The organism is Blautia hominis (assembly GCA_002270465.1).
Taxonomy (GTDB): Bacteria; Bacillota; Clostridia; order Lachnospirales; family Lachnospiraceae; genus Blautia; species Blautia hominis.
In genome coordinates, this window is sequence record NQOF01000001.1 from 406,075 (window position 1) to 428,981 (window position 22,907).

Consider the following 22,907-nt stretch of genomic DNA (forward strand, 5'->3'; position numbering starts at 1 on the left):
CCTGTAAAACCGAGACATAATAAGAAAAAGGAGGAGCAATATGAGTATACACAGCCATCGCGAATTTCAAGACGTCATTCTGCAGAATCTGGAATTCCATCCTATCAAAGAAAACCACTGCACCCGGTTTACCAACAAAAACCGCCCTGAGGACGGCACTTTTGTTTTATACGAACGGCCCGGTCTGTATTCATTGGCAGCCGCAGATTATACGGCTGCAGCCCCTTTCTCTCTTAAATTTGAATGCCGGGAAACCCTGCTTCGTTTCGGCAGTTTCTACTATGGGAAAACCCGTTTTGAAATCCAAGGGATTGCCGCACATACCTCCTCCCCTGCGTCTTTTCTGGTACGCGAGGAGAACATGAAGGGCCGGCAGTTCTGGAATGCAGGACAAAAATGCCGGGGAATTGAATTTGCTTTACATCCCGCCTTCCTGAAACAACTGAACACCATCGACCCCCATACTTCTGTACTGGACAGTCTCTCCAAAAACCGCACATACCATTCATTACCTCCGGCAGTTGTCACAACGCTGCACCAATTGTTTCGCATGATACAAATGGACAGCCTGACGCCTCTCATGCTGGAGGGCAGTCTTATTCAATGCATGGGGATGATAACAGGATCCATGGAACAGGGTATGCTCCATACCCCGGAAGAGATGCCTGCTGTGTATTTGGGAAAGAAAAAGATAACCTTTGATGAATTTGACCTGCTGGCAATTCAGCAGGCAAAACAGATACTCACGGAAAACCTGGCCAATGCCCCCACGATTGCGCAGCTTGGCAAACAGGTTTTTCTTAATGAGCAGAAATTGAAAGCCGGTTTTTCCATGTGTTTTCACATGACGATCGGCTGTTATCTGAAAGAATGCCGCATGGCTAAAGCTGCCGCCCTGCTCACAGCCACCAACTTAAGTGTCAGGGAAATTGGGCAGGCTGTGGGCTATGCAAGCTGTGCAAGTTTTATCAAAACCTTCCGCAGCCATTATCAAAAAACGCCGCAGGCTTTCCGCCTTACACATCCGGGCGGCAGTCATGAAAAGTAATCTTCTGCCAGAATGGCATATCCTGATGCGTCGCAGATTCCCTGATTATTCAAGTCGGCCTGCCTTCTGGTGCCTTCGTATTTCATTCCGCACTTCTGCATCACTTTTCCGGAATTGAAATTACGTGGGTCATGGCGGGATTCCACACGATTCACCTGTACTTCCTCCATAAAATAGCGAATCACCTCTTTGAGTGCCTCAGAGGTCACGCCTTTGTGCCACCAGTCTCTTCCAATACAGTAGCCAATGTGGACCATTTTTATAGAATCATCTTTGGATACAACGGAAATGCCGCCCACCGGTTCCTCCCCATTTTCCTTTACCGTGATGGCCCACTGATAAAAGTCTTTCTCTCCATAGTGAAATATCCAGTCTTCCAAAACTTCCCTGGAAACTTCCTGGCTCTTGTGAGCAGGCCACATAAGGTACTTTGTCACCTGTTCATCCTTTGCCCAGTTGTGAAACATTGCCGCTGCATCGTGAATGGTAAAACGGCGCAGAAGTAATCTGTCCGTCTCCAACACTTTCGTTCCTTTATGCTGCATGGATTCCGCCTCCTTTTCTAATTTTATAAGCTTTTTATAAGCTAAAACAGTTCATCCAACAATATATAATATCTGATTTTCTCCCAGTCCGGAGCGATTTCCAGTTCCTCAAACAACTGCTTTACGCACCCTTCATTTTTTCCTATATTGTATTGCAGGCTTCTGACACACAGTGCAATATCCTGCCAAAGATCCGCCATGCCGGCTCTTCCCAGATCTATAAAACCACTGATTCTCTTATTTTCAGCAAAAATATTGGGCAGACAGTAGTCTCCATGGGAAAAAACCATCTCCTCCCTGGGTTTATGTTCTCTCAGCCATAAAAGAAGTTCTTCCGGGCTGTGAAATTCTTTTGTTCCGTATAGATCCGGCTCTGTTCCTGTTTCCAATTCCAGCCCCTCTGCCACATTGACAGAAGCCTGCTGTAATTTAAAGTCCAGATTCCGCATGGCCGGACACCCGCTGATATCCACCTGCCGCAGCATTTTCAGCCCCTCCGCAAGCAGATGGACCAAAAGTCTGGGATTTTTCAAATACTGCGTATCACAGAGCATGGCGCCCTTTATTTTGGTCATCAGCAAAAATCTTGTATCCCCCATTTTCTCTGCACAGATGATCTTTGGTACCGGAAGTCTGCCCTGCAGCCAGCTCAGGATTTCATGCTCATTTCCGGATTCCTCCCTGTCTCTCTCTGCCTTCAGAACCATGTCTGAAAAACAAAGTATCTGGGAGCCTGACCTGCCGATGGTATCCCTGCTGTATTCCTTGCTCTCTATCTGTTTTTTTATACTTTCTGGAATCTTTCCTTCCATACCTGCCCTCATTCTGCTTCTATTTAGCGCATTTTTTCATAAAGATCAAATCTTTATCTGTCTCAAATCCATTCTTTTCATAAAAATGCTCTGTGGCATTTCCTCGAAGTGTCATGAGCTGAATCTTGTCAATGCCTTTTTCCTGCAGTCTTCGCTCAAATTCATGGTAGATAGCAGAACCGAGTCCGTTTCCACGGCTGGCATTTTTTACACAAAACTCTTTTATCTCAAACAAAATGCCATCGTAAAACTGTTCGGAAAATCCTAAGACCATGCCGCAGAGAACTTCCTCCTCAAAGGCACAAATCCCGTAAAAAGTTTCGGCCGCCGCCATCTGCCCCAGTCTCTTTCCCGCAGTCTCCTCTGTCCAGGCATCGTTCCACGGCGGAGCATTAAACGTCTCCACATACATGGCTGCAAGGGACGGCAGATCCTCTCTCTCAATTTCTTTATATGTAAGCATTTATGAAACCTCCTCTATGAAAATAACAGAATCCCAAAGTGTGTCTCAGCACATCTCCATCTTAATCAAACTGTGTTTTCCAGTGCTCCGCTTTTGACGCTTCAAAACACATGGCGATCTGCTCTTTTGTATTTTTATCCTCCGCAAGCAGCGGCAGCTCATCCATGGAAAAATAACCACTGTCCACAGTTTCCAAATTCTTCTCAAAATGACCGCTGATCGCTGTGCACAGAACAAAAACTTTGCATATTTTGTATGCGTATAGTGGTTTATTATGCTTTTCCCTGTCCTGGACCGCAATGACCATATCGGCTGTTACATTAAGGCCCGCTTCCTCTTTCACCTCTTTGATGGTGTTCTCCTTTACCGACAAGTCCACGTCCACCCATCCGCCGGGCATAGACCATCTGCCGTCATTTTCTTTTACAAGAAGAATCTTATCTCCTTCTATTATGGCTGCCCTGCAATCCATCTTCGGCGTCTGGTACCCCACCTCACAGCAAAATGGATCTTTGACTTTTTCAAAAGGCATCTCCGCCTGTTCACTGATGATCTCCGCGGAAATTTCCCGGATACGCTCAAAACGTTCTATATCATATTTGTCTTTGCAGTAATACAGTGCGCTCTGCGCAAGACTCTGAAGCTCCACTGCCCAGTCCAGCCATTTCTTACTTTCATCCTTCATTTGAATCCTAACAGGTATTCCCGCCTTATCTTTTCCGGCAGGAATGCTCCGGCCTGATGCCGGCCTGCTGCTCCTTTCGTAATTCTCTCATCTATTACTGTTTCCTGTATGATCGCCATAGCTTTTCCTCATTATAACAGAAACAGGGGGAGAAAAACACCTGTAGAATATAACAATATAGGGGCATTCCCCCCTTTAGATCACTATTCACAGTATACTAAAAGTACAGTAACTGTTCAGTACCCTCACAGTTACAGGTAAAACACACAGTCCTATGCTCAGTTTCCGGAGAAAACGAACAGATTGGGTCCAAAAGAAAAAGACAGAATTCCGTATCATATTTCATTTATTTTGTGGAATGTAAATAGAAATATTCAGACAGGCGGATCATTTTCATCCGCCTTCATTCATGAGAATAGAAAGTTCACGGAACGTGCTTTCTATTGAAGATTTGTAGTAACGTTAAAATATGTAATAATAAATGATTTTAGCCCGAGATGGCTGAGAACTGTATCAATAGACATTGCGTACACGATCATAATTTATATTCCTCATATAAAGCATTCAGCAGATGTGTGTCAGAAGCGGCTTTCACGATCAGGTCACTTCGTCCGTCTTTCGCCAACTGAAGAATCAGACCGCTGTAGCGATTCTGTTCTTCACTCCTTCCCTTAGAAATGCCTTCTTCACCGGCCTTTTTCTCGGCATCCTTGATCAATTCTTCCAACAGCATAAATTTCGCCCCCATTTCCCGATTCTTTTTCAATTCTTTGATCCTATTGTGGATCTTATGAACAGTTTCACTTTGGGTTTTTTCTGCACAAGAATCCGTGCTGTCTTCTACATACGCAAGAAATGCAAGCAGTTCTTCTGAAACATCCTCCGGATTGGTACCTTTTGTGTTAAAGAAGATTTTCATCGTCTTATCTCCGAGAGGCATATCTGTTTCCAGGCAGCGATTTTCAAAAGTATACTTATACAGACCTTTGCCAAATGGGTCAAACGTACAAATGAAAATAATATAGCCCGGCTTCATATCATTGTAATCTTCTCCGGGTTTTAAGGCGGCTATGTCCAGTTCGCTCTGGTAATACCGCGACCGCATGGGCAGATTATTTTCCTTCTCATTTTGCATTTCCATATTATAGCCAACGGATAACTCGTCACTGGCATAGATATCCAGCCGGACGCTTTTGAAATCAGAACTGAGCAAAATACTGTGTTCCGCGTGTACGGTTATCTTCGCTATGGGATACCCTAAAAACAACTCCAGTATCAGCCGGCACGCCTCCGGATCTTCCAGTGCAGCAGAAAAGAGAAAAGCATCCTTTAGATCCAGCTGTTCAAATTTTTTCCTTGCCATATGGTTTCCTCCTGGAAAATATGACACGGAAACTCTGTCTGTGCGTTTATTATAGCCCATATCATGCAAAGTTACAATTGTTATATTTATTAAATTTATATAATATTGCAGCTCTATGATATATCATCTGATTTACTGAAATACTAATTTACTTTAGACTACCTATCGCTGCTCCCAGCGCGATCCCCACGGCAATACCTGTACCCAGATTTCCAAATACGGTTTTACCCAAAGCCACTCCCAACGCCAGGCCTAAGCAAATACATATAGACAGCCGTTTTCCTCTTTCACTCTTTTCCTCCGGTATTTCTTCCGCAGTATCTTTTATTTTCTCTTCGGTTTCATCGGTCTGTTCCTCGGCACTTTCCTGTCCTATGGCCTCTTCCGGCAAATTGGATTTTGTCCCTTTATGTTCCTCTTTCATATTCCTTATCCCTCCCCAGCCAACTGTTTGTCATTTTTTATTTTCTCTCTTTTATCCATTCCATCCGGCACAAAGCGAAAGACAATAAATTCCGTATCTTCTTCTGTATCATTTTGAAATGTATGAACAGAATTCTGCACACGCACAATGTCCTTTTCCTTTGCCCTGGCTGTACGAACCACTCCGTCTTCTTTCCATTTACAGGTCAAAACCCCTTTCGTAACCACCAATACCTCCTCAATCTCCGAATGAAAATGCCAATCCTGCACAGCCCCTGCCAAAAGACAGTTTAAGTGAATCTCGTACTCCGGGTAAATAAAATAATCTACAACTGTACGGTTATCTTTTACAACATGTATGCCGTCTCCCCGTCGGTCTATCAAAAGTTTCTCTTCCATAAAAATCTCCCCCTTTTCCGTTTTACTGCATATGCTGACGCATGTTCTGATTATACAATATTCTATATCCGATTACAATGAACCTATAAATCCTCATATCCGCCACATGACAACCCTATTTTCGTTTACATCTTTCTGTTGGCTGTGATAGACTGATTACATATCAGGCGGCAAATGCCTATTGACACTCCTGTGCGGGGGATGGTTTAGACTGGAACGTATCTAAAACAAAGGAGGTTATGATGTATAAAATCAGCCAGTTTTCCAAAATTTCCGGATTAACTGTAAAAGCACTGCGTTATTACGATAAGGAAGGCATCCTAACACCTTCCTTCAGAGACGCAGAAAATCAGTACAGATATTATAGTGATGAGGATTTGAAAAAGGCCCTGCTCATTAAATTCCTGCGCTCTTTAGAATTCTCCATCATGGAAATACGGGAGATTACGGAAGCTGTGGATACAGAAGATGACTTAACATACGTTCTAAAAGAAAAAATCCAGTTTATTGAGACAAATATTGCAAAGGAAAAAGAGCTCATTAAAAAAATAAGCAGAAGGATGCCGTCTTTTGAGGGAAAACAGAAAAGCCAGACATACCATATTGATATTACCGATGTAGAAGAAGTGCTGGCAGCTTCCATCCGTTTTACAGGCAGATACCGTGATCTGGAACAATATGTACCGCTTCTTTACAAAGCTGTAAAAAACAACATAGCGGGCAGACATTTCAACTGTTACTACGATGAAGACTGTGCAGAACCGGCAGACATAGAGCTTTGCCTCCCCGTCAAATGCAGAATAAGGGATGGAGCCGTAACCTGCAGAAAACTGCCCGCTTTTAAGGCATTGCGCACGGTTCACTATGGCAGCTACGACACTTTATATCTTGCCTATCAATCTATCTTTGCCTATGCCAACGCCAACGGCTATAAGATACTGACTCCCACAAGAGAGGTTTACCAAAAAAGCCCCGGTATGATTTTTAAAGGAAATCCTGCCAATTATGTTACAGAGATTCTTTTGCCCTTTGAAACCATCCAAAGGAGTAAGAAATGAAAACAGTGATCGAAGATTTTACCCCCCAGGGAGGAAAGCATTGTATTACCAATGCCCTGAAACAGATTTTTACCTATTACGGACATCCAGTATCGGAGGAAATGCTGTTCGGGCTTTCTTCGGGTTTATCCTTCCTCTACCTCAACCAGTCCGCCAGTCCTATGATAAGCGGAAGAACAAAGGTTTTTGAATTTGAAAAGAAACTGGCCGGACGTCTGGGCATTACCATCAAATGTAAGTCCTCCAAACAGTATTCCCGGGTTTTCCAGGCTGCAAAACATCTCATAGACGAAAAGCATCCTGTTCTGATCTATGCTGACATGCCGTATTTAAAATATCTTGATATGGATCCGGACAGTCATTTCGGAGGACATGCAGTTGTCCTGTTCGGCTATGATGACGCGGCACAGAAATTCTGGATTAGTGACAGGGACAACCATGACTATCCCATCCGGGTGCCCAAAGGACAGATTTCTGAAGATTTTCATCTGGCAGATTACGCGGAAGTGGAAATGGCGCGCACCAGCACGCACAGACCTTTCCCTGCTGACAATAAATATTTAGTCTTTGATCTCACAGGATACCGGGAGCCCGGAAAGGCTGTTTTGTGCGAGGCCGTAATGGAGACCTGCAATACCATGCTCTATCCTCCCGCACAGCTTCTGGGCATTAACGGCATCCTGAAATTTTCTAAAGAAATCCTGAAGTGGAAACAATTCAGCCCTGATAAACTCCGTCTGGCCGGAATCACAAACTATTTTCAGATCCGTGCGGACGGCGGCACGGGAGGCGGTATATTCCGCAAAATGTACGGAGGATTCCTATGTGAGTGCGCGCCTGTATTTCAGGATGAAAGGCTTCCGGAAACAGGGCAGCGTTTTATACAGACAGCCGCATTATGGGATGTTGTGGGTGAAGATTTATGGCAATTGTCTCAAAACGGAAACACAGAACTTCTGGAAAAAATGTCTGCCTCCATTGCAGAGATATACAAAATGGAAAAAGATATGTATCTGTCATTGCTTGAGATCATCAAGCTCCATTTAGCAGAATAAAAAAAAGAGACAAGCTGTCTTTCAGAAATCTATTTCCCAGAAACTATTACAGAAATGCGGTTTTACGGAATACACAAGAGACAAAACCATATGGTGGTGATTATAAGATTCTCCCGTCAGAAAAAGAAATCTGACTCACAGAAACACTTTTCCTTTTGCCTGTACAGTCTCCGCCAAAATCCGTATGGGAACATCTGACATCATCAAAAACAGCCGGACAGCATACCATGATCGCTCACTGCTGCCCGGCCGTCTGTACGTCCATGCCTATCTATTTATAATTCTTTTTCCAGCCAATCCCTATATTTTTCAAGCTGTTCCTTTGTATGAAAATAGTGTTCGCCCTGCTCAACCACTTCCAGGCTGCAGCCAAACCGCTCTGTAAACCTTTTTATTCTGTCATATTCACACAGATCATCTTCACTTCCATAGAGAATGCAAGTGGGGGCATTCCATTTCACAATGGGGTGCTCTCTGGTATAACAATAATAATCCCAGTAAAGTTTCTGCCCTATAGGCGTATCCAGTTCGCCGCTGGCTTCTAAATGCTCAGGCGTAACTTGGAACCAGGTCATCATATTTTCTATCAGCCTTTCCATATCCACCACAGGTGAGAGAAACAGGCATTTTTCAAGCTTCTCATCCTTGCAGGCAAGAAGGCTGAAATATGCACCCATACTGCAGGCAAATAATCCTATAGACTTCCATTTACCTTTTACATATTCCATAACGGTTTTCAGCTCTTCCACACAATTCTGCACCTTACAGGGAATCTGTCTGCCTTTACGTTCCCCATGCTCCGGCAGATCAAAACTCAGAACCTGATATCCTTTGGCCTGTGCAGTTTCTGCTAAAATCCGTATGGGTACATCGGTCTTATTGGACTGGTTTCCATGTACTGCTAATATGACTCTGTCCGCCTCCTCTCCATAGAGAACAGACGGTATGTTATCTATCTGAAATATCTGCATCTTCATTTCCTTCTACACCTCACATTCTCTCTTCCAAATCCCACAGATGCCTGTCCTTTCTAAAAAACAGGCAGATTAAAACTCCTGTTATTCCCAGAAAGAAAAACAGCATAGCTGCACCGGAACCTTTTCCGCTTCCAAAAGCATGCACCAGATAACTTCCCGCTGCCTGTCTGCCCATAATCGGTTCAAAAACCTTATCCACAAACAGTCCGCCTAAAAGATATCCCACCGGAATTGTAAAAAACTGCAGGGTGTTGCGCACAGAATACACACGTCCCTGTATTTCCAGGGGCGTATGGGAGCGGATCAGCACATCCATATTGGCAGACATAAAAGGGATAAACAGCCATCCCAGCACTGCTCCAAAACACCAGACCGGCGCACTTCTTCCGAAGGCCAGAAAAAAATTCTCCGTACTCATGGAAAACAGAAGGGAATTGCAGATGACCCGCATTCTGCTCTTTGGAGGTGCGGACATGGAGACCCAAATACTGCCTGCCACATTTGCGAGCCCTCCGCAGGCATTCACCCATCCAAGTGCCATCTTACTGCCCCCGTTTCTGGACAGAAGCATGGCCGGCAGCGCCGCGTTGTACATGGATGCCACCAGATTGATGGCCGCCAGGAAAAGGATCAAATCTAGGATACCCCTGTTTTTCCTCATATACCCAAGGCCTTCCCCTGCTGCTTTTAGGAGGGAACCCGTCTGCGCCCCGGATGCCAGCTTTTCCTCCGGAATCCGGATAAAGAAGGCAAGGGTGAGAAACGCCACGGCGAAGGTTGCCAGATCAATGGCTATTACTGCCCCAATCCCCCAAAAAGACATGACTGTCATAGCCGCAATGGGATTCAGCACAGTCACAAGTGAGTTTGAGAACGAACGCATACCACTCACCCTCTGGTATTGTTTTTTAGGCGTGAGCAGGCTGACTGCCACATCGGAGGCAGGCTGCTGAATGGTATTCATCAGGCCGTTCAGCCCGTTGATAAAATACAAGTGCCAGATTTCCAGGCGGCCTGCTGACAGCAGATAAAATACCGCAGCCGTACTGACTGCCGCAATGGTGTCACACACAAGCATGGTGTGCTTTTTGTTCCACCGGTCACTGAGCGCCCCCGCAAAAATACTCAGAAGCACATAAGGCGCATAGGAACAGATCGACAGTAGTGAAGTGGACAGCGCTGAACCTGTCTGCTGATACGACCAGATGACTAATGCATAGCTGGTCATGGAACTGCCCAGTGTGGAAAACGCCTGCGTTGCCCACAGAAGGATAAAAGTATGCAGTCCTTCAAATAGTGATTTTACGTTATTCAATTTTTTCATTTTGACTTTGCCCTTTCTTTTATAAACTTGGTTTATTCAAAGAACGCAAAGTCTGACGGACAAAAAGGCATTACGCCCAAAAATTCGTCTCCATACAAATCCGTCCGTGTCTCAGACTTTGCATGGAGCTTTTAAAATGCAGAGTATCACTGTGATCATCCTCTCTTTGTTTTTTTTTGATATTAACATTAACTATTGCATTTGTAAAGTTACATTGATCAACTTTGGATTTTTGCCACAAAAAATAGCAGTTAGGGCAAAACAAAACCCTAACTGCCATCTTTACAAACTTTTACTAATGCGATGGATGGGAATACGAAAATGTCCAATCGGACAATTTTTTAATTGGCGCACCACAGCATTTACATATAATTGCTCGCATTGTATATACCCAGCACTGTACCGGACTCACTTCTACGTGTGATATCACAGTACCTTCATATGAATTACAAGGTACATGAGAACACGATGCAAATAGTGATATACCACTTTCTTCACATTTCTTACCATCACGTTCCAATCGTTCTAAAAGCAAAGCAACCATATCCTTTGAGATATTAATTTCTTTACCTTCTTCATTATAAAATCTGAATTTAAGTGTTTCTCCTTCTTCAGATTTAGCCCAAACATTGACCGATGACGTTAACAAAACCGTAACCAATAATAATATACATAATATCTTTTTAGTTATTTTGATATTTCCCCTTACATCTTATTTTAATAATTCAGCACTACATACATCTCCCCTCCTTTCTAATGAAAGTGTGATATCTTCAACTTGCGCCTCCTTATTATGTACTCTTATTTTCAATATAGATTTATTTGTCTTCGGCAGATATATGATTTCACCATTTTCATCAGACAATTTTCCACTTAAACTGCCATCCGGCAGCCAGTAAATTGTATTTCCATTCCGAAAAATATTTTCGGAATACACATTATCTTCGCTTTCTACTGTATAGTAATATTCTGTTTCTTTGGTGTCTAACGTCAATACATATCCCATTCCCAATGGTGTAAACTGCTTTTTAAGTATTACGCTTTCACCTGTTTTTAACTTAACTTCACCGGAAATACTTGATGCATACACAAGAACATCAGGCTTATTTACCATAACAGCTGTTACTACTGTCAAGATAAGTATGATGACGACAGCAGCGGCTCTATGATACAGATTTTGGGGTCTGTTCCCTTTCCCATCTAATCTGGAATAACATGTAGATAACACTCTGTCACTATCTTTCTCTGAAAAAACGATATCTTCAGCCAGACCTGCAATTCTTTCAAAATCAACATTCATATATCCTTTATTCCTGACTCTCTTCATACTTATCCCTCAATCTTCTCCTCGCTCTTTCTAATCTTTTCTTGACAGCTCCCTCAGAAATCCCAAAAAACTCCGAGATTTCTTTACAGGAATATCCTTCTATGTAAAACAAAATAAGAGGTTCTTTGTCTTTATTCTTTAGTCCAAGAAGAGCATTCATCAGACCAATATCCTCGGTACTATGAGAATGAGAGGAAAGCTCCTCATAAGTAGCTGTCGGATGCATTCTGCGAAACCGAAGCATATTCTTACAAATATTGATATTGACCCGAATCAGCCAGGCTTTTTCATGCTCTTCATTCTCGAAACATTTATCTGCAGATAAAAGCCTGGTAAAAGTATCCTGTACAGCGTCATTGGCATCCTGCTCATTACAAAGCATTAATACTGAAATTTTATACAACATTTGGCTATATTTGAGAAATAGATGATGTAAACGACTTCCTTCCATATGTGTTTTATTACTCCTTTACAAATAACACACCCCAGTCCCGCTTTTAGTGACACGTCATCCAAAAAAAATTATAAATAAAACCAGACAAAGGAGGCTGCATCCCGCCAAAGCGGATACAGCCTCCCTTGTCTGTCATGCGTGAATTCAAATCCATTTGGAGCCGCAGTTTGCGGAGGATGCGGCTATACTTATATCATAGCCAATCCTATTCCTCTTTACAAGCCACCCCAGGGGATATTTTTTCTGTTTCAGAAGAATCTGCTGTCTCCAAGGGCTCATTTGTTTGGATGTTTTCCGGTTTATTTTCTAAAACATCCCTGCTCTTTTTTGATTTATCATCCCCGGTAAGCATCTTCTTCACTGAAATGATCAACAATATCAATACCGCGATCAACGGCAGTCCTGTGAGTACGGAAATGGTCTTGACTGCCTCCAGTCCGCCGATCAGCATAAGGCCGATTGACAGAAGACAGAACAGGATTGCCCAGAATATCCGGTTCCACCTGGCAGGCTCCTCATCTCCCTTTAATCTTTTCATTGTAGTCCCTGCCAGAACATAGGCGCAGGAATCAATGGTAGTTGCAAGATATACAAAACAGACAATACACAGGAATATCATCATAAGCTTCGGCATGGGCAAAGTCTGCAGAATCGCCACAATGGCGGCGCTCTGCCCTTCACTCTGCAGAATGGATGCAAGATCCACCCTGCCTGTCTCCTGCAGGAACAATGAGTATCCTCCGAATATCATAAAGCTTACACAGCAGCCCAGGCTTCCCCATATCAGTTGTCCCCACACCACATTCCGTATGGTCCGCCCTTTGGAAATCCTTCCCACAAACATTCCCATCATAGGCATAAAGGCCAGCCACCAACCCCAGTAGAAGACTGTCCATTCCTGCGTAAACTTTCCGCTCCCGAACGGGTCCGTGTATGTACTCATCTTCACAAAATCGGAAGCATAAAGACCCAGGGAATTTACTTCCATTTTGAAGATATCTGTTGTCGGCCCTACAAAAAGCACAATTGCCATAAAGACAAAAGCCAGCACTACATTTATGTTGCTGAGTTTTTGGATTCCCTTGTCCAGTCCCAGGTACACAGAGGTTCCGAAAATACAGACCCAAATGATCAATACTACAATACGCACAACAAAATCATAACTCTGGGGAATCCCGAATACTTCCCGGATAATAACAGAAAGCACAGGTGCCCCAATCCCAAGGGATGTGGAGATAGAGCCTACAATGCCGAAAATAACAAGCATGTCGATCAAATTTCCCAGAAATCCCCTGGAACGTTTCTTTAACACCGGTTCGCAGGCAATACTCAGACGCATTCCCGGCTTCCTGCGTACGAACATCATATAAGCCGTGGCAATGATCGCCGGATTATAGAATGCCCAGGCGCTCAGTCCCCAGTGGAACTGCCCATACATATGCGCATATTCATACGCCGGTTTGCTGAATGGCTCCAGATCAAAAGGAGGGCCGCTCACATAATAGATCGGTTCCAGAAAACCCAGGATCACGATGCTGGTTCCCACACCGGCAGTAAAAAGCATGGCGATCCAGGAGAGATTAGAATACTGCGGTTTATCCTCGGCAGTACCCAGCTTCACATTCCCGTGCTTGCTTACTGTCAGCCAGATAAGAAAACCAAAAGACACAAGACAGGCCAACAGGTACAGAAATCCCAGTCTTCCTGTACAGAATTCAAAAACACTGGAAATGATCTTGTTGGACGCCTCCGGTGCCAGATACAATGGAATAATTATGACTGCCAGGATTATCACAGCCGGGAAAAAAACTTTCTTCTCAATCTTCTCAAACAGTTTCACATCATGTCCCTCCTTTATGGATGCCTGTTATTCCGTCAGGTAAAGTGCCCGGCTGCCGAAATGCACCCCTGCCGGCCAAAGAGTGTTTGGAGACCGCGGGGGTGCACTGGCTGCGTTCCTATGACCGGCTTTCTTCTTTGCTGCCGTATTTGACAACAAGAGCGTCAGCAACACCTACTCCTTCCCCTTCCGGGTATACAAACAGAGGGTTGATATCCAATTCTTTCAGGGTATCCCTGTTTGCACTGGCGAAATCAGCAATACTTACAATGGTATCACACAGGGCGTCTATATCACATTTTGCCCCGCCGCGATAACCGTTCAAAAGTTTAAAAGATTTCAGTGATCTCAGCATATCCATAGCCTCCGCCTTGCCTATAGGGGCCGGATACAGTGCTACATCCTTGAACAGCTCAACGAACACACCGCCCATGCCCACCATGACCATGGGGCCGAACTGCGGGTCATTGTTCACACCGATAATCATCTCTACTCCTGATTTTAACATAGGAACCATTAATATTCCATTGATCTTCGCGTCAGGGCGTTTGGATGTAACGCTCTCCATAATTTCATTATATGCCCGGACCGCCTCTTCTTGACCATGGATGTTCAGCTTCACGCCGCCCACATCACTTTTGTGTAAAATATCGGCAGACTCCACTTTCATGACCAGCGCTTCCTCTGTGTTTCCCGCAAACTCTGCCGCTTCCTTGGCGGATGTTACAATAACTTCCCTTGGAACCGGAACCCCGTAGGCCCCCAGCTTTTTCTTACTGTCATGTTCAGACAATGCGTAGGTCTCACCGCTCTTCTTCTGTCCCACTGCCAGACTCAGGCTCTTATTTTCCGGTGTGTAGGAAATAAAATCAGCCAGATGACGCAGGATCTTAAATGCATAGACCGTAGGCGGAAGCACTGGAACACCGATATGAAACAGCTTTTCCTGGTATTCTGCATTCCTTGTATTTTCGGCAAAGGGAATCATAGCAATTGGCTTGCAGTTCTCCCCTTTTTCTTTTACCACCTTCTCGATCCCTTCATACATATAGTGGATCGCCGGGTCTGCGATCTCCAGAAGCAGTGTATAACCGATCAGGACCATCCCAATATTCGGGTCGTCCATGACAGTCCGCAGGGCTCCCGCGTACAGATCAGCGTCATAGGAAAGACTTGCCGTCATATCCAGCGGATTATTCGGGGTGGCGTAAGAGGGAAGCTGCTCCTTCAAAGAAGTCAGGGTCTCCTCTGTAAAATCCGGGTATTCAATGCCGTTTAAGCTGCCCACATCCGCACAGATTCCCGTCTCCCCTCCGGAGAGGTTCATGGATGCAAATGTGGCCTGCTTTGGCATCTGTTTTAGAGTGGAGAGCATGAGGGACATAGCCATAAGCTCCTCCAGGTCATCCACACGGATCGCTCCGAATTTTTTCAGAACTGCATCAAAGGAGGCATCCGAACCGGAAAGGCTTCCTGTATGGGACGCTGCGATGGCGCCGCCTTTTGCGCTCCGCCCGGCTTTTAAAATTACCACCGGTTTTCTCTTATCCGCGGCTTTTTTGAGGACTGCCGCGAATTTATCCGCATTTTTAACACCTTCAATATAAATACTTACTACCTTGGTATTCTCATCCTCAACCAGGAATTCCATGTAGTCTTCCATCTGTACGATCTTACCGTTTCCTGCTGATATGCTGTAGGAAAAACGCATGCCCGGACAATCCATCAGGGACAGGCAGAGCTGGCCGCTCTGGGAAACCACTCCCACGCCTCCTTTTCTATCTCTCTTATCAGAGATAAAGGCAAATGCCTGTACGTTATCCACATAATTGACGAATCCGGCACAGTTTGGACCCATGACTGCGATTCCAAGTTCTTTGGCTGTCTCCATCAGTTCCTTTTCATTGGCCCGGCCTTCGTCCGTCCCCACTTCGCCATAACCGCTGGCAAATACAACGGCACCCCCGCATCCCTTTGCCGCGCCTTCCCGCAAAAGCGGTATGACCGTTTTCTGTGAGGTACAGATCACCATCAGATCCACAGATTCCGGAACATCTGACACGCTTTTATAACAGGGCACTCCAAACACCCGGTCACGTTTCGGATGTATAAAATATACATGGCTTCTGTCTTCCATATAGGCAAGGATATTGCGGCATACATCGCCGCCGAAGCCTTCCTTCTCGCTGGCACCGATGACTGCTACGGACTTCGGTTTCAGCAGTTTTGTCAAATCCATAGTTTTCTACCTCCTGTGAGAGGGCACTCATCCTGCCCTCTCATACTCATTCCCCGTAATTATTTACCTTCTACTCCCCTGCGGTAGCAGGCTACATTCTTCTCATTAAATTTGCCTTTCCCTTTCTTCTCGAAGAAAGAGACAATGGCTGTTTCCATATATTCAATGGTAAATAAATCACTGTGGGCAGCCAGCGCACCCAGCATTACAAGGTTGGCACCCTTTGGATTTTTCACCTCAGCAGCAATATCCGTTGCAGGGATCTTCACTACCTTGATATCATCCCTGTAGGTCCTGTCCTCCGGTACGATGGAGGAGTTCACCAGCAGAAGTCCGCCGGGTTTCAGGCGTTCCTCGAATTTGTCAATGGCAGGTGTATTCATGGTAAACAGAATATCCGGACATTTTGAAACCGGGCTGGCGATCAGTTTATCACTGATCTTCACGGTACAGTTGGCGGTCCCGCCCCGCATCTCTGAACCATAGGAGGGATAGAATAAAACATTTTTCTCCTGTTCCATACCGGCATTGATGAGGAGCATTCCGGCTGTCAGCACTCCCTGTCCGCCGAATCCGGCACAAATAATTTCTTTTGCCATGTCTATTCCTCCTCCTTTTTGTCTTTAAATTCACCCAGAGGGAAGTATTTTTCCATCTCATTTTTCAGGTGTTCCATGCTCTTAACAGGAGTCATGTTCAGGTTTGTGGGACATGGGGAAAGCAGCTCCACCAGACAGAATCCCTCACCCTTCATATGTTTTTCAAAGGCTTTTTTAATATACTTCCTGCACTGGATCATACCCTTTGCATCTGCCATAGTACCCCTGGCCAGATATGCGATATCAAAACCGGTAAATGCCTGCTCTACTCTAAAAGGCATACCCATTTTTTCAGGGTCTTTTCCCCGGGGAGTGGAGGTTGTGATCTGACCCGGAAGGGATGTGGGCGCACACTGTCCGCCCGTCATGCCGTATAGGCTGTTGTTGATGACTACAGTCACCACATTGTCATTTCGGATCGCTGTGTGCATGGTCTCTGCCATACCGATAGAGTAAGCAGCGCCGTCCCCTATGTAAGCCAGTACGGGATTTTCGGGACGTACTTTCTTAATCCCCACTGCTGTAGCCACGGGACGTCCGTGTGCTGCCATGACAGTGTCAAATCTCCAGGAGTCTATATTTAAAGAACCACAGGCCACGTCAACCACAGCCAAAAGTTTTTCACTCAGACCCATCTCTTCCATTACTTCGGCAATCAGACGGACCGCCAGGCCGTGTCCGCATCCGGGACAGAAGCCGCTCTGCGTAAATGTTACGGTTTCAGGAGCTACCAGTCTCATATTATACTCCCTCCTTTTCAAGCATTTCTTTTGCTTTTGCAATGATCCCGTCAGATTCCGGAATCTCGAAAATAGAACCAAAATGATCAACCGGATATTTTCCGCCGGTAGCCAGGCGCACATCGTCTGTCATCTGTCCTAAGATATTCATCTCCACAGTGAGGAATGCTTTCGCGTTCTTTGCCTCCTCAAATGCCTTAACCGGGAACGGCCACAGAGTAATGGGGCGGATCAGGCCCAGTTTCATCCCCACTTCTCTTGCCAGCTCTACGGTCTCACGGCAGACTCTGGAGCTGATTCCATAAGCCACAAGTACCAGATCTGCGTCTTCTACCCGGATATTTTCGTAGCGCTGTTCCTCCCGCTCCATATCCTCGTATTTCTCTCTCAAATAATTCTCATAATCTGGATGGGTATAATAAACATTCTGGATCTTGCGCTGCTCACAGCCTTTTTTACATCCCTTGATGCTCCAGTCAAATTTATCAATATCGTGGTCCCTGAATTCCGGGATCTCCACAGCTTCGATCATCTGTCCGATCGCCGCGTCAGAAGCGATGAGGACCGGGTGGCGGTATTTTTCCGCCAGATCAAAAGCTTCCACCATCAGGTCAGCATTTTCCTGGACAGAAGCGGGTGCCAGTACCAGTGTATGGTAATCACCATGACCGCCGCCTCTTGTGAGCTGCCAGTAATCGCCCTGCCCCTGCGCAATGTCTCCGAGACCTGTTCCAATTCGCATGACATCCACAATAACTGCCGGAAGATCTGCTGCAACCAGATAGGAGATCCCCTCCTGTTTCAGTGAAAATCCGGGACCTGCGGATGTGGTCAGTGCGCGCGCACCTGCCGCGGATGCTCCCAGTACCATATTTACGCCTGCTAATTCAGACTCTGCCTGGATGAATACACCGCCTACATCTTCCATTCTCCAGGACAGATATTCCAGGATCTCTGTCTGCGGAGTGATCGGATATCCGCTGTAGAAGCGGCATCCGGCTGCCAGTGCGGCCTCCGCCAGAGCCTCATTTCCTTTAAATAATACTTTTCCCATAACGAACCTCCCTCATCGAATTTCAAATACATAGTCCGGGCATACGCGGTAACACATGCCGCATACCACACATTTCTCTGCATCCACTTCAACCGTATTGTATCCCTTGGCATTTACATGGCCGGATTCCTTAATGGCCTCCTGGGGACATGCATTGATACAATAGCCGCAGCCTTTGCAGCGGACGGGATTGGTGTAAACTTTTTCTTTTCCCATAATTTCATTTTCCTTTCTATCATACTTCAGGAGACTGTGAAGCGTAACTTCAGGCAGCTTCTCCCTGTTTTGCTTTCTTACCGTGCCTGTAAATCAGTAATGCCAGTGCGGAACCTACCAGACCTGAAACTGCCAGGAAACCAAATATAAAATTGTATCCGGAACCGCCGAAGGAATCCAGCCAATTTCCAAAGAGGACAGAGTAGATGGAATCCGGCAGATAGCCGATAATGGATGCAATACCGATCACCGTTCCTGTCATAGCCCTTGGGATTCCCGCCTCACTGACTGTGGAGAACACAACGCCGTACATCATCATGGCAAACGCGCCCGGGATCAGGGTGTACAGGCTGGCTGCCATGGGACTGATACTGGAAGGCAGAATGAGAACTGCCCCAAAAAGAGCTGCCAGTATGATAAACGCCGTGGAAAGCCATTTACAGGTTGATTTAAATACTTTATCTGCAATAATACCGCCTACAGGAGCCAGCAGAAGAAGCAGATAGTTGCGGACAATGGAGATAAACCCTGAACTCTCCGGTGACACGCCTATGACTTCTGTCAGATAGGGGTTGAAATAAGAGATGCTGGTATAAAATCCATATCCGCAGAAGATGGTAAAGGAAACGATCCATACAACCGGATTTTTTACTAATTTCCCCACATCACCTATGCGGAATTTCGGTTCCCCGTCACTGACTTCTTTTTCTTTGTCACTGCCTTTCATAAGGAAGAACAACAGAATAGCTGCAATGATAGCCACAGAGCCGCCTGCCAGAACTGCCCGGAAAAATCCCTGTTCCATGTCCCCGCCGGCTGTCTTATATATATTCAGTGCCAGAGTATTGGTCAGGGCTGCTGTAATTCCGTTGCAGGCATAATAAAGGCCGTACATGAATCCCTGTTCTTCCTCTGTACCGATAATGCGGACAGCCTTCATAAGTGCGGACCAGAATACAAACGCCGTACTGAAGGAGAGTCCCATCCAGATAAACATGGCAATCTTAAAATCCATGGTAAACGCGTATAGGTAGGCCAGAGCCGATGTACTGAGAAGGGAGATGATCAATGCTTTTTTCGGTGATACTTTATCCGCAATGATGCCGCCCGGTATGTAGAGGATCATATTTCCCACCGTATACATGGTGAGCAGCAGACCGGATTGAGTGTTGCTCATATGCATGGCTGCAAGCTGTGCGTCATAAAAAATGTATTTCACGTAGGGCAGAAAATAGATGGAACCTCCTGCCAGGCCAAGTGTTATGACCGTAAGGTATTTTCTCACTTTAGAATTCATAAAAACCTCCATATGCGTAGAATGGGGATGCTTTTTTCGCATCCCCACCCTCTCTAGCAGAATAACGGATTACATATCCGGAGTGTCGGATTTGTCCGGTGTGAACAGCCTTCTGGCTACGTCACGGGTGAATTCACCTGTCTTTTTGGACTCTTCAAATACCCGGCGTGTCTGTTTGCGGATCAAGTCTACTGTGTCTTTTACAATAGCTGCTGCTGCATCTTCGTCGTTCATGTCCTCAATCTTCACAAGGCGGAAGATAACTGCTTCGTAGATACGGATGCCTCCCAGATTGGAGATAAAGTCAACAGCTACGTCAACTCCATTTTTGCGGAGAATCGCATCAGCTTCCGGAGTGGTGGGAATGTTGGCTGCCTCCACTAACAGGGATGCTTTGATCTTATCGGCATTGTCTTTATTGATAACATCTTCCAGAGCTGCCGGGATCAGGATATCGCATTCTTTTTCCAGCCACTGGCTGTTTGGATAAATTTCGTAGTTGTCTTCAAAGGACTCCTTGTTCAGCTCACCTTTTGGGAGTCTGGTCGCTACCAGTTTCGGAATATCCAGACCATCTTTGCAGTATACAAGTCCGTTTACATCCGCGATACCGATGACTTTATAGCCCATGTTGTTCAGGGAGTTCACGCAGCTTGCGCCCACACATCCAAATCCCTGGATGATAACAGATGCACCTTCTTTGCCGCCTTTCATTTTCCAGGCTTCATCGGCTGCTGCCGCAACGCCGTAACCTGTGATCATGTCATACATTTTAAATCCGTCATATGTAAGCTCTTTTTCTGCCCTGTCATGGTTCACAATACCCTGATGGATATCCGGGTCCTCTTTCATAGCCTTTGTCTGGGGAATACCGATTCCCAGGTCATCTAAGATTCTTAAAACATCGGAGTAATCAACACCTAAATCTCCGCCGATGGATACGCCTGCATTGATAACCGGTGCGGTAGCTGTCAGGAAACGTCTCAGAACGTCCGGTGCGTCCGGTGCTTTATAGTCATATGCTATACCGGCCTTACATCCGCCTGTTGTGAGAGATTCACATGCTTTGTATTTGTATCCCATCGTTGTTGCAAGGCGGATAACCTCTTCCTTGGTAACTGTAGGATGCATTCTTGTTCCGCCTCCGCAGTAATGATTTACGAAGTTGTATGCACACATCCATCCTTTTGCATCTGTCTCAGTGTCATTCCATTCCACTACTAAATACGGTTTGTTTGCCATTTTAAAAATCCTCCCATTTTATGTTGTTCTCTATTACAGAACTTTGTTCTTCAATAGTTTTATTTTTTTACTCGGCATTTTGCCGAGTAATGGATTCCGCTGCTATTGGTTTATGTTCTGTATGTAAGAACCTCGTTCTTTTTTGATGATATGAGCATATCACACCTTGTTTGTTTTTTCAATATATTCCTTGAATCTTTTTTCTTTTTGTGCAAACTATCCAATTTTGACCCTTTATTTTCTATAAGCGCTTTTTGATCTCATTTGCATACCGTTTCAGAATCTGTACAAATATATCCCGCTTCTCATCATCCATGCGCAGAGACGGGGTGCTGATACTGATGGCGCCCTCCACCTTTCCCATATGATTCATCAGGGGCACTCCCACACATTTGACTCCGAATGTATTTTCCATGTTGTCCACAGCGTAGCCGTCTCTCCGTGCATTCCTGACTTCCTCCCAGAGCTTTTCCTTGTCCGTTATGGTATAATCTGTGTATGGTGTCTTCTCACGGCTCAAGATCTCTTCCACTTCCTCGTCGGGCATCTGGGAGAGGATGACTTTGCCTACACTTGTACAATACATTTTAGAGCGCTCTCCTGTTACAGACCTGCCCGGCAGCATCTGGCCTTCCGGATATACGGCTTCCAGATAGACCACCTCATCCCCGTGGGGAATGGCCAGATAGATCAGTTCTCCCGCTTCTTTCGCGATCTGATGCATGTAAGGGAGCACTACCTTGGTGATGGTAAGGCTTTCCTTCAGTGCACGGCTCAATGTGAATACAGCGGTCCCCAGGCTGAACTTACCGGTTTCCGGGTCCTGTTCCAGATAGTCCATGGCCTTGAAGGTCATTAATATATTATGCACGTTGCTTTTGTATAATCCCAGCTTCTCACTGATCTCCGTCACACCCAGAGGTTGTTTTTCCACGAAACATCCCAGGATCTCCAGTGCCTTCTGCAGGCTTTTTACCTTGATCTCTTTGTCTTCACTCATAGTGGTTTTCCCTCCTAAACTTTCATGCAGGCCTTAATCGTTCCGTATTCAAGAACTCTGTTCAATATTTTACCTTACTAAAATATTAACATTTCTGCAGGCATATTACAAGAGTGTGTTTCAAAATATCTCCGGGAGATGTGCACACAAAAAGCCGCATCCCGGCGTAGGATGCGGCTTTTTGAACTTGGAGTGTCTGTGAATTCAAATCAGGCTTCACGCGCCGTTTATAAGCGGAGGGAACGGCACGGAAAGCTAATACTGTAAATGTTTCCGGTCAACTTTTGGAGGAAGATCAACCGTGATATTATCTTATAACATACATCCTCTTCCCGCAAGCCGCCCCCAGGGTTAAAGATCTAAAAAAAATTTTCTTTTTTTAACCCGTAAAATAAAGGCTTTTTCCTGCTCTTAGTCCTCTTTTTTCTCTCCTGATCACCCCATCCCGGGGTTCCTCATTTTAAGAAAGAATCCAACGCTTTGTTCAGACGTTTCAGGCTCTCCGCGTCCCCCTTCTCCAATGCCTCCTCAATACACTCGTCAATATACTGCTTCAGCACTTCTTTCCCCGCGCCATTGACAGCGGAGCGCACAGCGGCAAGCTGGATCAGGACTTCACTGCAGTCGCGTCCCTCCTCCACCATACCGCGTATGGACTTCAGATGGCCGGTAGCCCTGGCAAGACGGTTGACCATGCTCTTGTCATATTTTGTCCCTGTATCTTTCTTTTCTTCTCTCATCGCACAG

25 protein-coding genes are annotated in these 22,907 nt (G+C 45.4%); 3 read left to right on the forward strand and 22 right to left on the reverse strand.

What is annotated here, in order from left to right:
* The first annotated feature begins 40 nt into the window (after positions 1-40).
* Positions 41-1,048, forward strand: a complete 1,008-nt coding sequence (locus CI595_RS01900) for a helix-turn-helix domain-containing protein (RefSeq protein WP_095171136.1) — start codon at positions 41-43, stop codon at positions 1,046-1,048.
* Here CI595_RS01900 and CI595_RS01905 read toward each other — a convergent pair.
* The 8 genes from CI595_RS01905 to CI595_RS01935 all read right to left on the reverse strand — a co-directional run bounded on the left by CI595_RS01905 (position 1,036) and on the right by CI595_RS01935 (position 5,738).
* Positions 1,036-1,593: a GNAT family N-acetyltransferase gene (locus CI595_RS01905; protein ID WP_095171138.1), complete on the reverse strand. Its 558-nt coding sequence runs from the start codon at positions 1,591-1,593 to the stop codon at positions 1,036-1,038. The genes CI595_RS01900 and CI595_RS01905 overlap by 13 nt on opposite strands.
* A gap of 41 nt (positions 1,594-1,634) precedes the next feature.
* On the reverse strand, positions 1,635-2,405 hold the full coding sequence (locus CI595_RS01910) for an APH(3') family aminoglycoside O-phosphotransferase (RefSeq protein ID WP_162291785.1): 771 nt from the start codon (positions 2,403-2,405) through the stop codon (positions 1,635-1,637).
* A 19-nt stretch (positions 2,406-2,424) separates the two neighbouring features.
* The gene (locus CI595_RS01915) at positions 2,425-2,868 is read right to left on the reverse strand and encodes a GNAT family N-acetyltransferase (RefSeq protein ID WP_095171143.1); all 444 of its coding nucleotides are present in this window, start codon (positions 2,866-2,868) and stop codon (positions 2,425-2,427) included.
* A 61-nt stretch (positions 2,869-2,929) separates the two neighbouring features.
* Positions 2,930-3,553 carry an NUDIX hydrolase N-terminal domain-containing protein gene (locus tag CI595_RS01920; RefSeq protein WP_095171145.1) on the reverse strand — a complete coding sequence of 208 codons (624 nt, stop codon included), beginning with the start codon at positions 3,551-3,553 and terminating at the stop codon, positions 2,930-2,932.
* Positions 3,550-3,672: a hypothetical protein gene (locus CI595_RS26535; protein WP_279233383.1), complete on the reverse strand. Its 123-nt coding sequence runs from the start codon at positions 3,670-3,672 to the stop codon at positions 3,550-3,552. Before CI595_RS26535 ends, CI595_RS01920 begins: the two co-directional genes overlap by 4 nt.
* 416 nt (positions 3,673-4,088) lie before the next feature.
* Positions 4,089-4,916 (reverse strand): Rpn family recombination-promoting nuclease/putative transposase, encoded by an 828-nt coding sequence (locus CI595_RS01925; RefSeq protein ID WP_095171148.1) that lies wholly within the window; start codon positions 4,914-4,916, stop codon positions 4,089-4,091.
* Positions 4,917-5,064: 148 nt separating this feature from the next.
* On the reverse strand, positions 5,065-5,340 hold the full coding sequence (locus tag CI595_RS01930) for a hypothetical protein (RefSeq protein ID WP_095171149.1): 276 nt from the start codon (positions 5,338-5,340) through the stop codon (positions 5,065-5,067).
* Positions 5,341-5,345: 5 nt separating this feature from the next.
* Positions 5,346-5,738 (reverse strand): cupin domain-containing protein, encoded by a 393-nt coding sequence (locus CI595_RS01935; protein ID WP_095171152.1) that lies wholly within the window; start codon positions 5,736-5,738, stop codon positions 5,346-5,348.
* 242 nt (positions 5,739-5,980) lie between these two features.
* Here CI595_RS01935 and CI595_RS01940 point away from each other — a divergent pair, with 242 nt between their 5' ends.
* Entirely contained in the window at positions 5,981-6,796 is an 816-nt protein-coding gene (locus CI595_RS01940) for a MerR family transcriptional regulator (protein WP_095171155.1), read from the forward strand.
* Positions 6,793-7,851, forward strand: a complete 1,059-nt coding sequence (locus tag CI595_RS01945) for a BtrH N-terminal domain-containing protein (RefSeq protein ID WP_095171157.1) — start codon at positions 6,793-6,795, stop codon at positions 7,849-7,851. Before CI595_RS01940 ends, CI595_RS01945 begins: the two co-directional genes overlap by 4 nt.
* A gap of 275 nt (positions 7,852-8,126) precedes the next feature.
* On the opposite strand, the gene CI595_RS01950 is transcribed toward CI595_RS01945, so the two are convergent.
* The 14 genes from CI595_RS01950 to CI595_RS02015 all read right to left on the reverse strand — a co-directional run bounded on the left by CI595_RS01950 (position 8,127) and on the right by CI595_RS02015 (position 22,900).
* Complete coding sequence (locus tag CI595_RS01950) at positions 8,127-8,822, reverse strand: alpha/beta hydrolase (RefSeq protein ID WP_330397233.1); 696 nt, start codon at positions 8,820-8,822, stop codon at positions 8,127-8,129.
* Between the two features lie 19 nt (positions 8,823-8,841).
* Entirely contained in the window at positions 8,842-10,152 is a 1,311-nt protein-coding gene (locus CI595_RS01955; protein WP_095171162.1) for an MFS transporter, read from the reverse strand.
* Between the two features lie 712 nt (positions 10,153-10,864).
* Positions 10,865-11,479 carry a hypothetical protein gene (locus tag CI595_RS01960; RefSeq protein ID WP_095171164.1) on the reverse strand — a complete coding sequence of 205 codons (615 nt, stop codon included), beginning with the start codon at positions 11,477-11,479 and terminating at the stop codon, positions 10,865-10,867.
* On the reverse strand, positions 11,460-11,930 hold the full coding sequence (locus CI595_RS01965) for an RNA polymerase sigma factor (protein WP_095171166.1): 471 nt from the start codon (positions 11,928-11,930) through the stop codon (positions 11,460-11,462). The genes CI595_RS01960 and CI595_RS01965 overlap by 20 nt, the downstream gene beginning before the upstream one ends.
* Positions 11,931-12,138: 208 nt before the next feature.
* Positions 12,139-13,773 (reverse strand): BCCT family transporter, encoded by a 1,635-nt coding sequence (locus tag CI595_RS01970; RefSeq protein WP_095171169.1) that lies wholly within the window; start codon positions 13,771-13,773, stop codon positions 12,139-12,141.
* A 118-nt stretch (positions 13,774-13,891) separates the two neighbouring features.
* Positions 13,892-16,012, reverse strand: coding sequence for an acetate--CoA ligase family protein (locus tag CI595_RS01975; protein WP_095171170.1), 2,121 nt, complete (start codon positions 16,010-16,012; stop codon positions 13,892-13,894).
* 59 nt (positions 16,013-16,071) lie between these two features.
* Complete coding sequence (locus CI595_RS01980) at positions 16,072-16,611, reverse strand: 2-oxoacid:ferredoxin oxidoreductase subunit gamma family protein (RefSeq protein ID WP_095171172.1); 540 nt, start codon at positions 16,609-16,611, stop codon at positions 16,072-16,074.
* 2 nt (positions 16,612-16,613) lie between these two features.
* On the reverse strand, positions 16,614-17,351 hold the full coding sequence (locus CI595_RS01985; RefSeq protein WP_095171175.1) for a thiamine pyrophosphate-dependent enzyme: 738 nt from the start codon (positions 17,349-17,351) through the stop codon (positions 16,614-16,616).
* A 1-nt stretch (position 17,352) separates the two neighbouring features.
* Positions 17,353-18,405, reverse strand: a complete 1,053-nt coding sequence (gene vorB / locus CI595_RS01990) for a 3-methyl-2-oxobutanoate dehydrogenase subunit VorB (RefSeq protein WP_095171177.1) — start codon at positions 18,403-18,405, stop codon at positions 17,353-17,355.
* A 12-nt stretch (positions 18,406-18,417) separates the two neighbouring features.
* Positions 18,418-18,621 (reverse strand): 4Fe-4S binding protein, encoded by a 204-nt coding sequence (locus tag CI595_RS01995; protein ID WP_033142472.1) that lies wholly within the window; start codon positions 18,619-18,621, stop codon positions 18,418-18,420.
* Positions 18,622-18,670: 49 nt separating this feature from the next.
* Positions 18,671-19,960, reverse strand: coding sequence for an MFS transporter (locus CI595_RS02000; RefSeq protein WP_330397234.1), 1,290 nt, complete (start codon positions 19,958-19,960; stop codon positions 18,671-18,673).
* 27 nt (positions 19,961-19,987) lie between these two features.
* Positions 19,988-21,160 carry a Glu/Leu/Phe/Val family dehydrogenase gene (locus tag CI595_RS02005; protein ID WP_095171181.1) on the reverse strand — a complete coding sequence of 391 codons (1,173 nt, stop codon included), beginning with the start codon at positions 21,158-21,160 and terminating at the stop codon, positions 19,988-19,990.
* A gap of 241 nt (positions 21,161-21,401) precedes the next feature.
* Positions 21,402-22,160: an IclR family transcriptional regulator gene (locus tag CI595_RS02010; protein ID WP_095171183.1), complete on the reverse strand. Its 759-nt coding sequence runs from the start codon at positions 22,158-22,160 to the stop codon at positions 21,402-21,404.
* Between the two features lie 455 nt (positions 22,161-22,615).
* Positions 22,616-22,900, reverse strand: a complete 285-nt coding sequence (locus CI595_RS02015) for a metal-sensing transcriptional repressor (RefSeq protein WP_095171186.1) — start codon at positions 22,898-22,900, stop codon at positions 22,616-22,618.
* Between the last annotated feature and the right edge of the window lie 7 nt (positions 22,901-22,907).

What these genes read in the sequence shown, in the direction of transcription:
- CI595_RS01900 (WP_095171136.1), top strand. Translation starts at nt 41, where the DNA reads ATGAGTATACACAGCCATCGCGAATTTCAAGACGTCATTCTGCAGAAT.
- CI595_RS01905 (WP_095171138.1), bottom strand. Translation starts at nt 1,593, where the DNA reads ATGCAGCATAAAGGAACGAAAGTGTTGGAGACGGACAGATTACTTCTG.
- CI595_RS01910 (WP_162291785.1), bottom strand. Translation starts at nt 2,405, where the DNA reads ATGGAAGGAAAGATTCCAGAAAGTATAAAAAAACAGATAGAGAGCAAG.
- CI595_RS01915 (WP_095171143.1), bottom strand. Translation starts at nt 2,868, where the DNA reads ATGCTTACATATAAAGAAATTGAGAGAGAGGATCTGCCGTCCCTTGCA.
- CI595_RS01920 (WP_095171145.1), bottom strand. Translation starts at nt 3,553, where the DNA reads ATGAAGGATGAAAGTAAGAAATGGCTGGACTGGGCAGTGGAGCTTCAG.
- CI595_RS26535 (WP_279233383.1), bottom strand. Translation starts at nt 3,672, where the DNA reads ATGGCGATCATACAGGAAACAGTAATAGATGAGAGAATTACGAAAGGA.
- CI595_RS01925 (WP_095171148.1), bottom strand. Translation starts at nt 4,916, where the DNA reads ATGGCAAGGAAAAAATTTGAACAGCTGGATCTAAAGGATGCTTTTCTC.
- CI595_RS01930 (WP_095171149.1), bottom strand. Translation starts at nt 5,340, where the DNA reads ATGAAAGAGGAACATAAAGGGACAAAATCCAATTTGCCGGAAGAGGCC.
- CI595_RS01935 (WP_095171152.1), bottom strand. Translation starts at nt 5,738, where the DNA reads ATGGAAGAGAAACTTTTGATAGACCGACGGGGAGACGGCATACATGTT.
- CI595_RS01940 (WP_095171155.1), top strand. Translation starts at nt 5,981, where the DNA reads ATGTATAAAATCAGCCAGTTTTCCAAAATTTCCGGATTAACTGTAAAA.
- CI595_RS01945 (WP_095171157.1), top strand. Translation starts at nt 6,793, where the DNA reads ATGAAAACAGTGATCGAAGATTTTACCCCCCAGGGAGGAAAGCATTGT.
- CI595_RS01950 (WP_330397233.1), bottom strand. Translation starts at nt 8,822, where the DNA reads ATGCAGATATTTCAGATAGATAACATACCGTCTGTTCTCTATGGAGAG.
- CI595_RS01955 (WP_095171162.1), bottom strand. Translation starts at nt 10,152, where the DNA reads ATGAAAAAATTGAATAACGTAAAATCACTATTTGAAGGACTGCATACT.
- CI595_RS01960 (WP_095171164.1), bottom strand. Translation starts at nt 11,479, where the DNA reads ATGAAGAGAGTCAGGAATAAAGGATATATGAATGTTGATTTTGAAAGA.
- CI595_RS01965 (WP_095171166.1), bottom strand. Translation starts at nt 11,930, where the DNA reads ATGGAAGGAAGTCGTTTACATCATCTATTTCTCAAATATAGCCAAATG.
- CI595_RS01975 (WP_095171170.1), bottom strand. Translation starts at nt 16,012, where the DNA reads ATGGATTTGACAAAACTGCTGAAACCGAAGTCCGTAGCAGTCATCGGT.
- CI595_RS01980 (WP_095171172.1), bottom strand. Translation starts at nt 16,611, where the DNA reads ATGGCAAAAGAAATTATTTGTGCCGGATTCGGCGGACAGGGAGTGCTG.
- CI595_RS01985 (WP_095171175.1), bottom strand. Translation starts at nt 17,351, where the DNA reads ATGAGACTGGTAGCTCCTGAAACCGTAACATTTACGCAGAGCGGCTTC.
- vorB (WP_095171177.1), bottom strand. Translation starts at nt 18,405, where the DNA reads ATGGGAAAAGTATTATTTAAAGGAAATGAGGCTCTGGCGGAGGCCGCA.
- CI595_RS01995 (WP_033142472.1), bottom strand. Translation starts at nt 18,621, where the DNA reads ATGGGAAAAGAAAAAGTTTACACCAATCCCGTCCGCTGCAAAGGCTGC.
- CI595_RS02000 (WP_330397234.1), bottom strand. Translation starts at nt 19,960, where the DNA reads ATGCGAAAAAAGCATCCCCATTCTACGCATATGGAGGTTTTTATGAAT.
- CI595_RS02005 (WP_095171181.1), bottom strand. Translation starts at nt 21,160, where the DNA reads ATGGCAAACAAACCGTATTTAGTAGTGGAATGGAATGACACTGAGACA.
- CI595_RS02010 (WP_095171183.1), bottom strand. Translation starts at nt 22,160, where the DNA reads ATGAGTGAAGACAAAGAGATCAAGGTAAAAAGCCTGCAGAAGGCACTG.
- CI595_RS02015 (WP_095171186.1), bottom strand. Translation starts at nt 22,900, where the DNA reads ATGAGAGAAGAAAAGAAAGATACAGGGACAAAATATGACAAGAGCATG.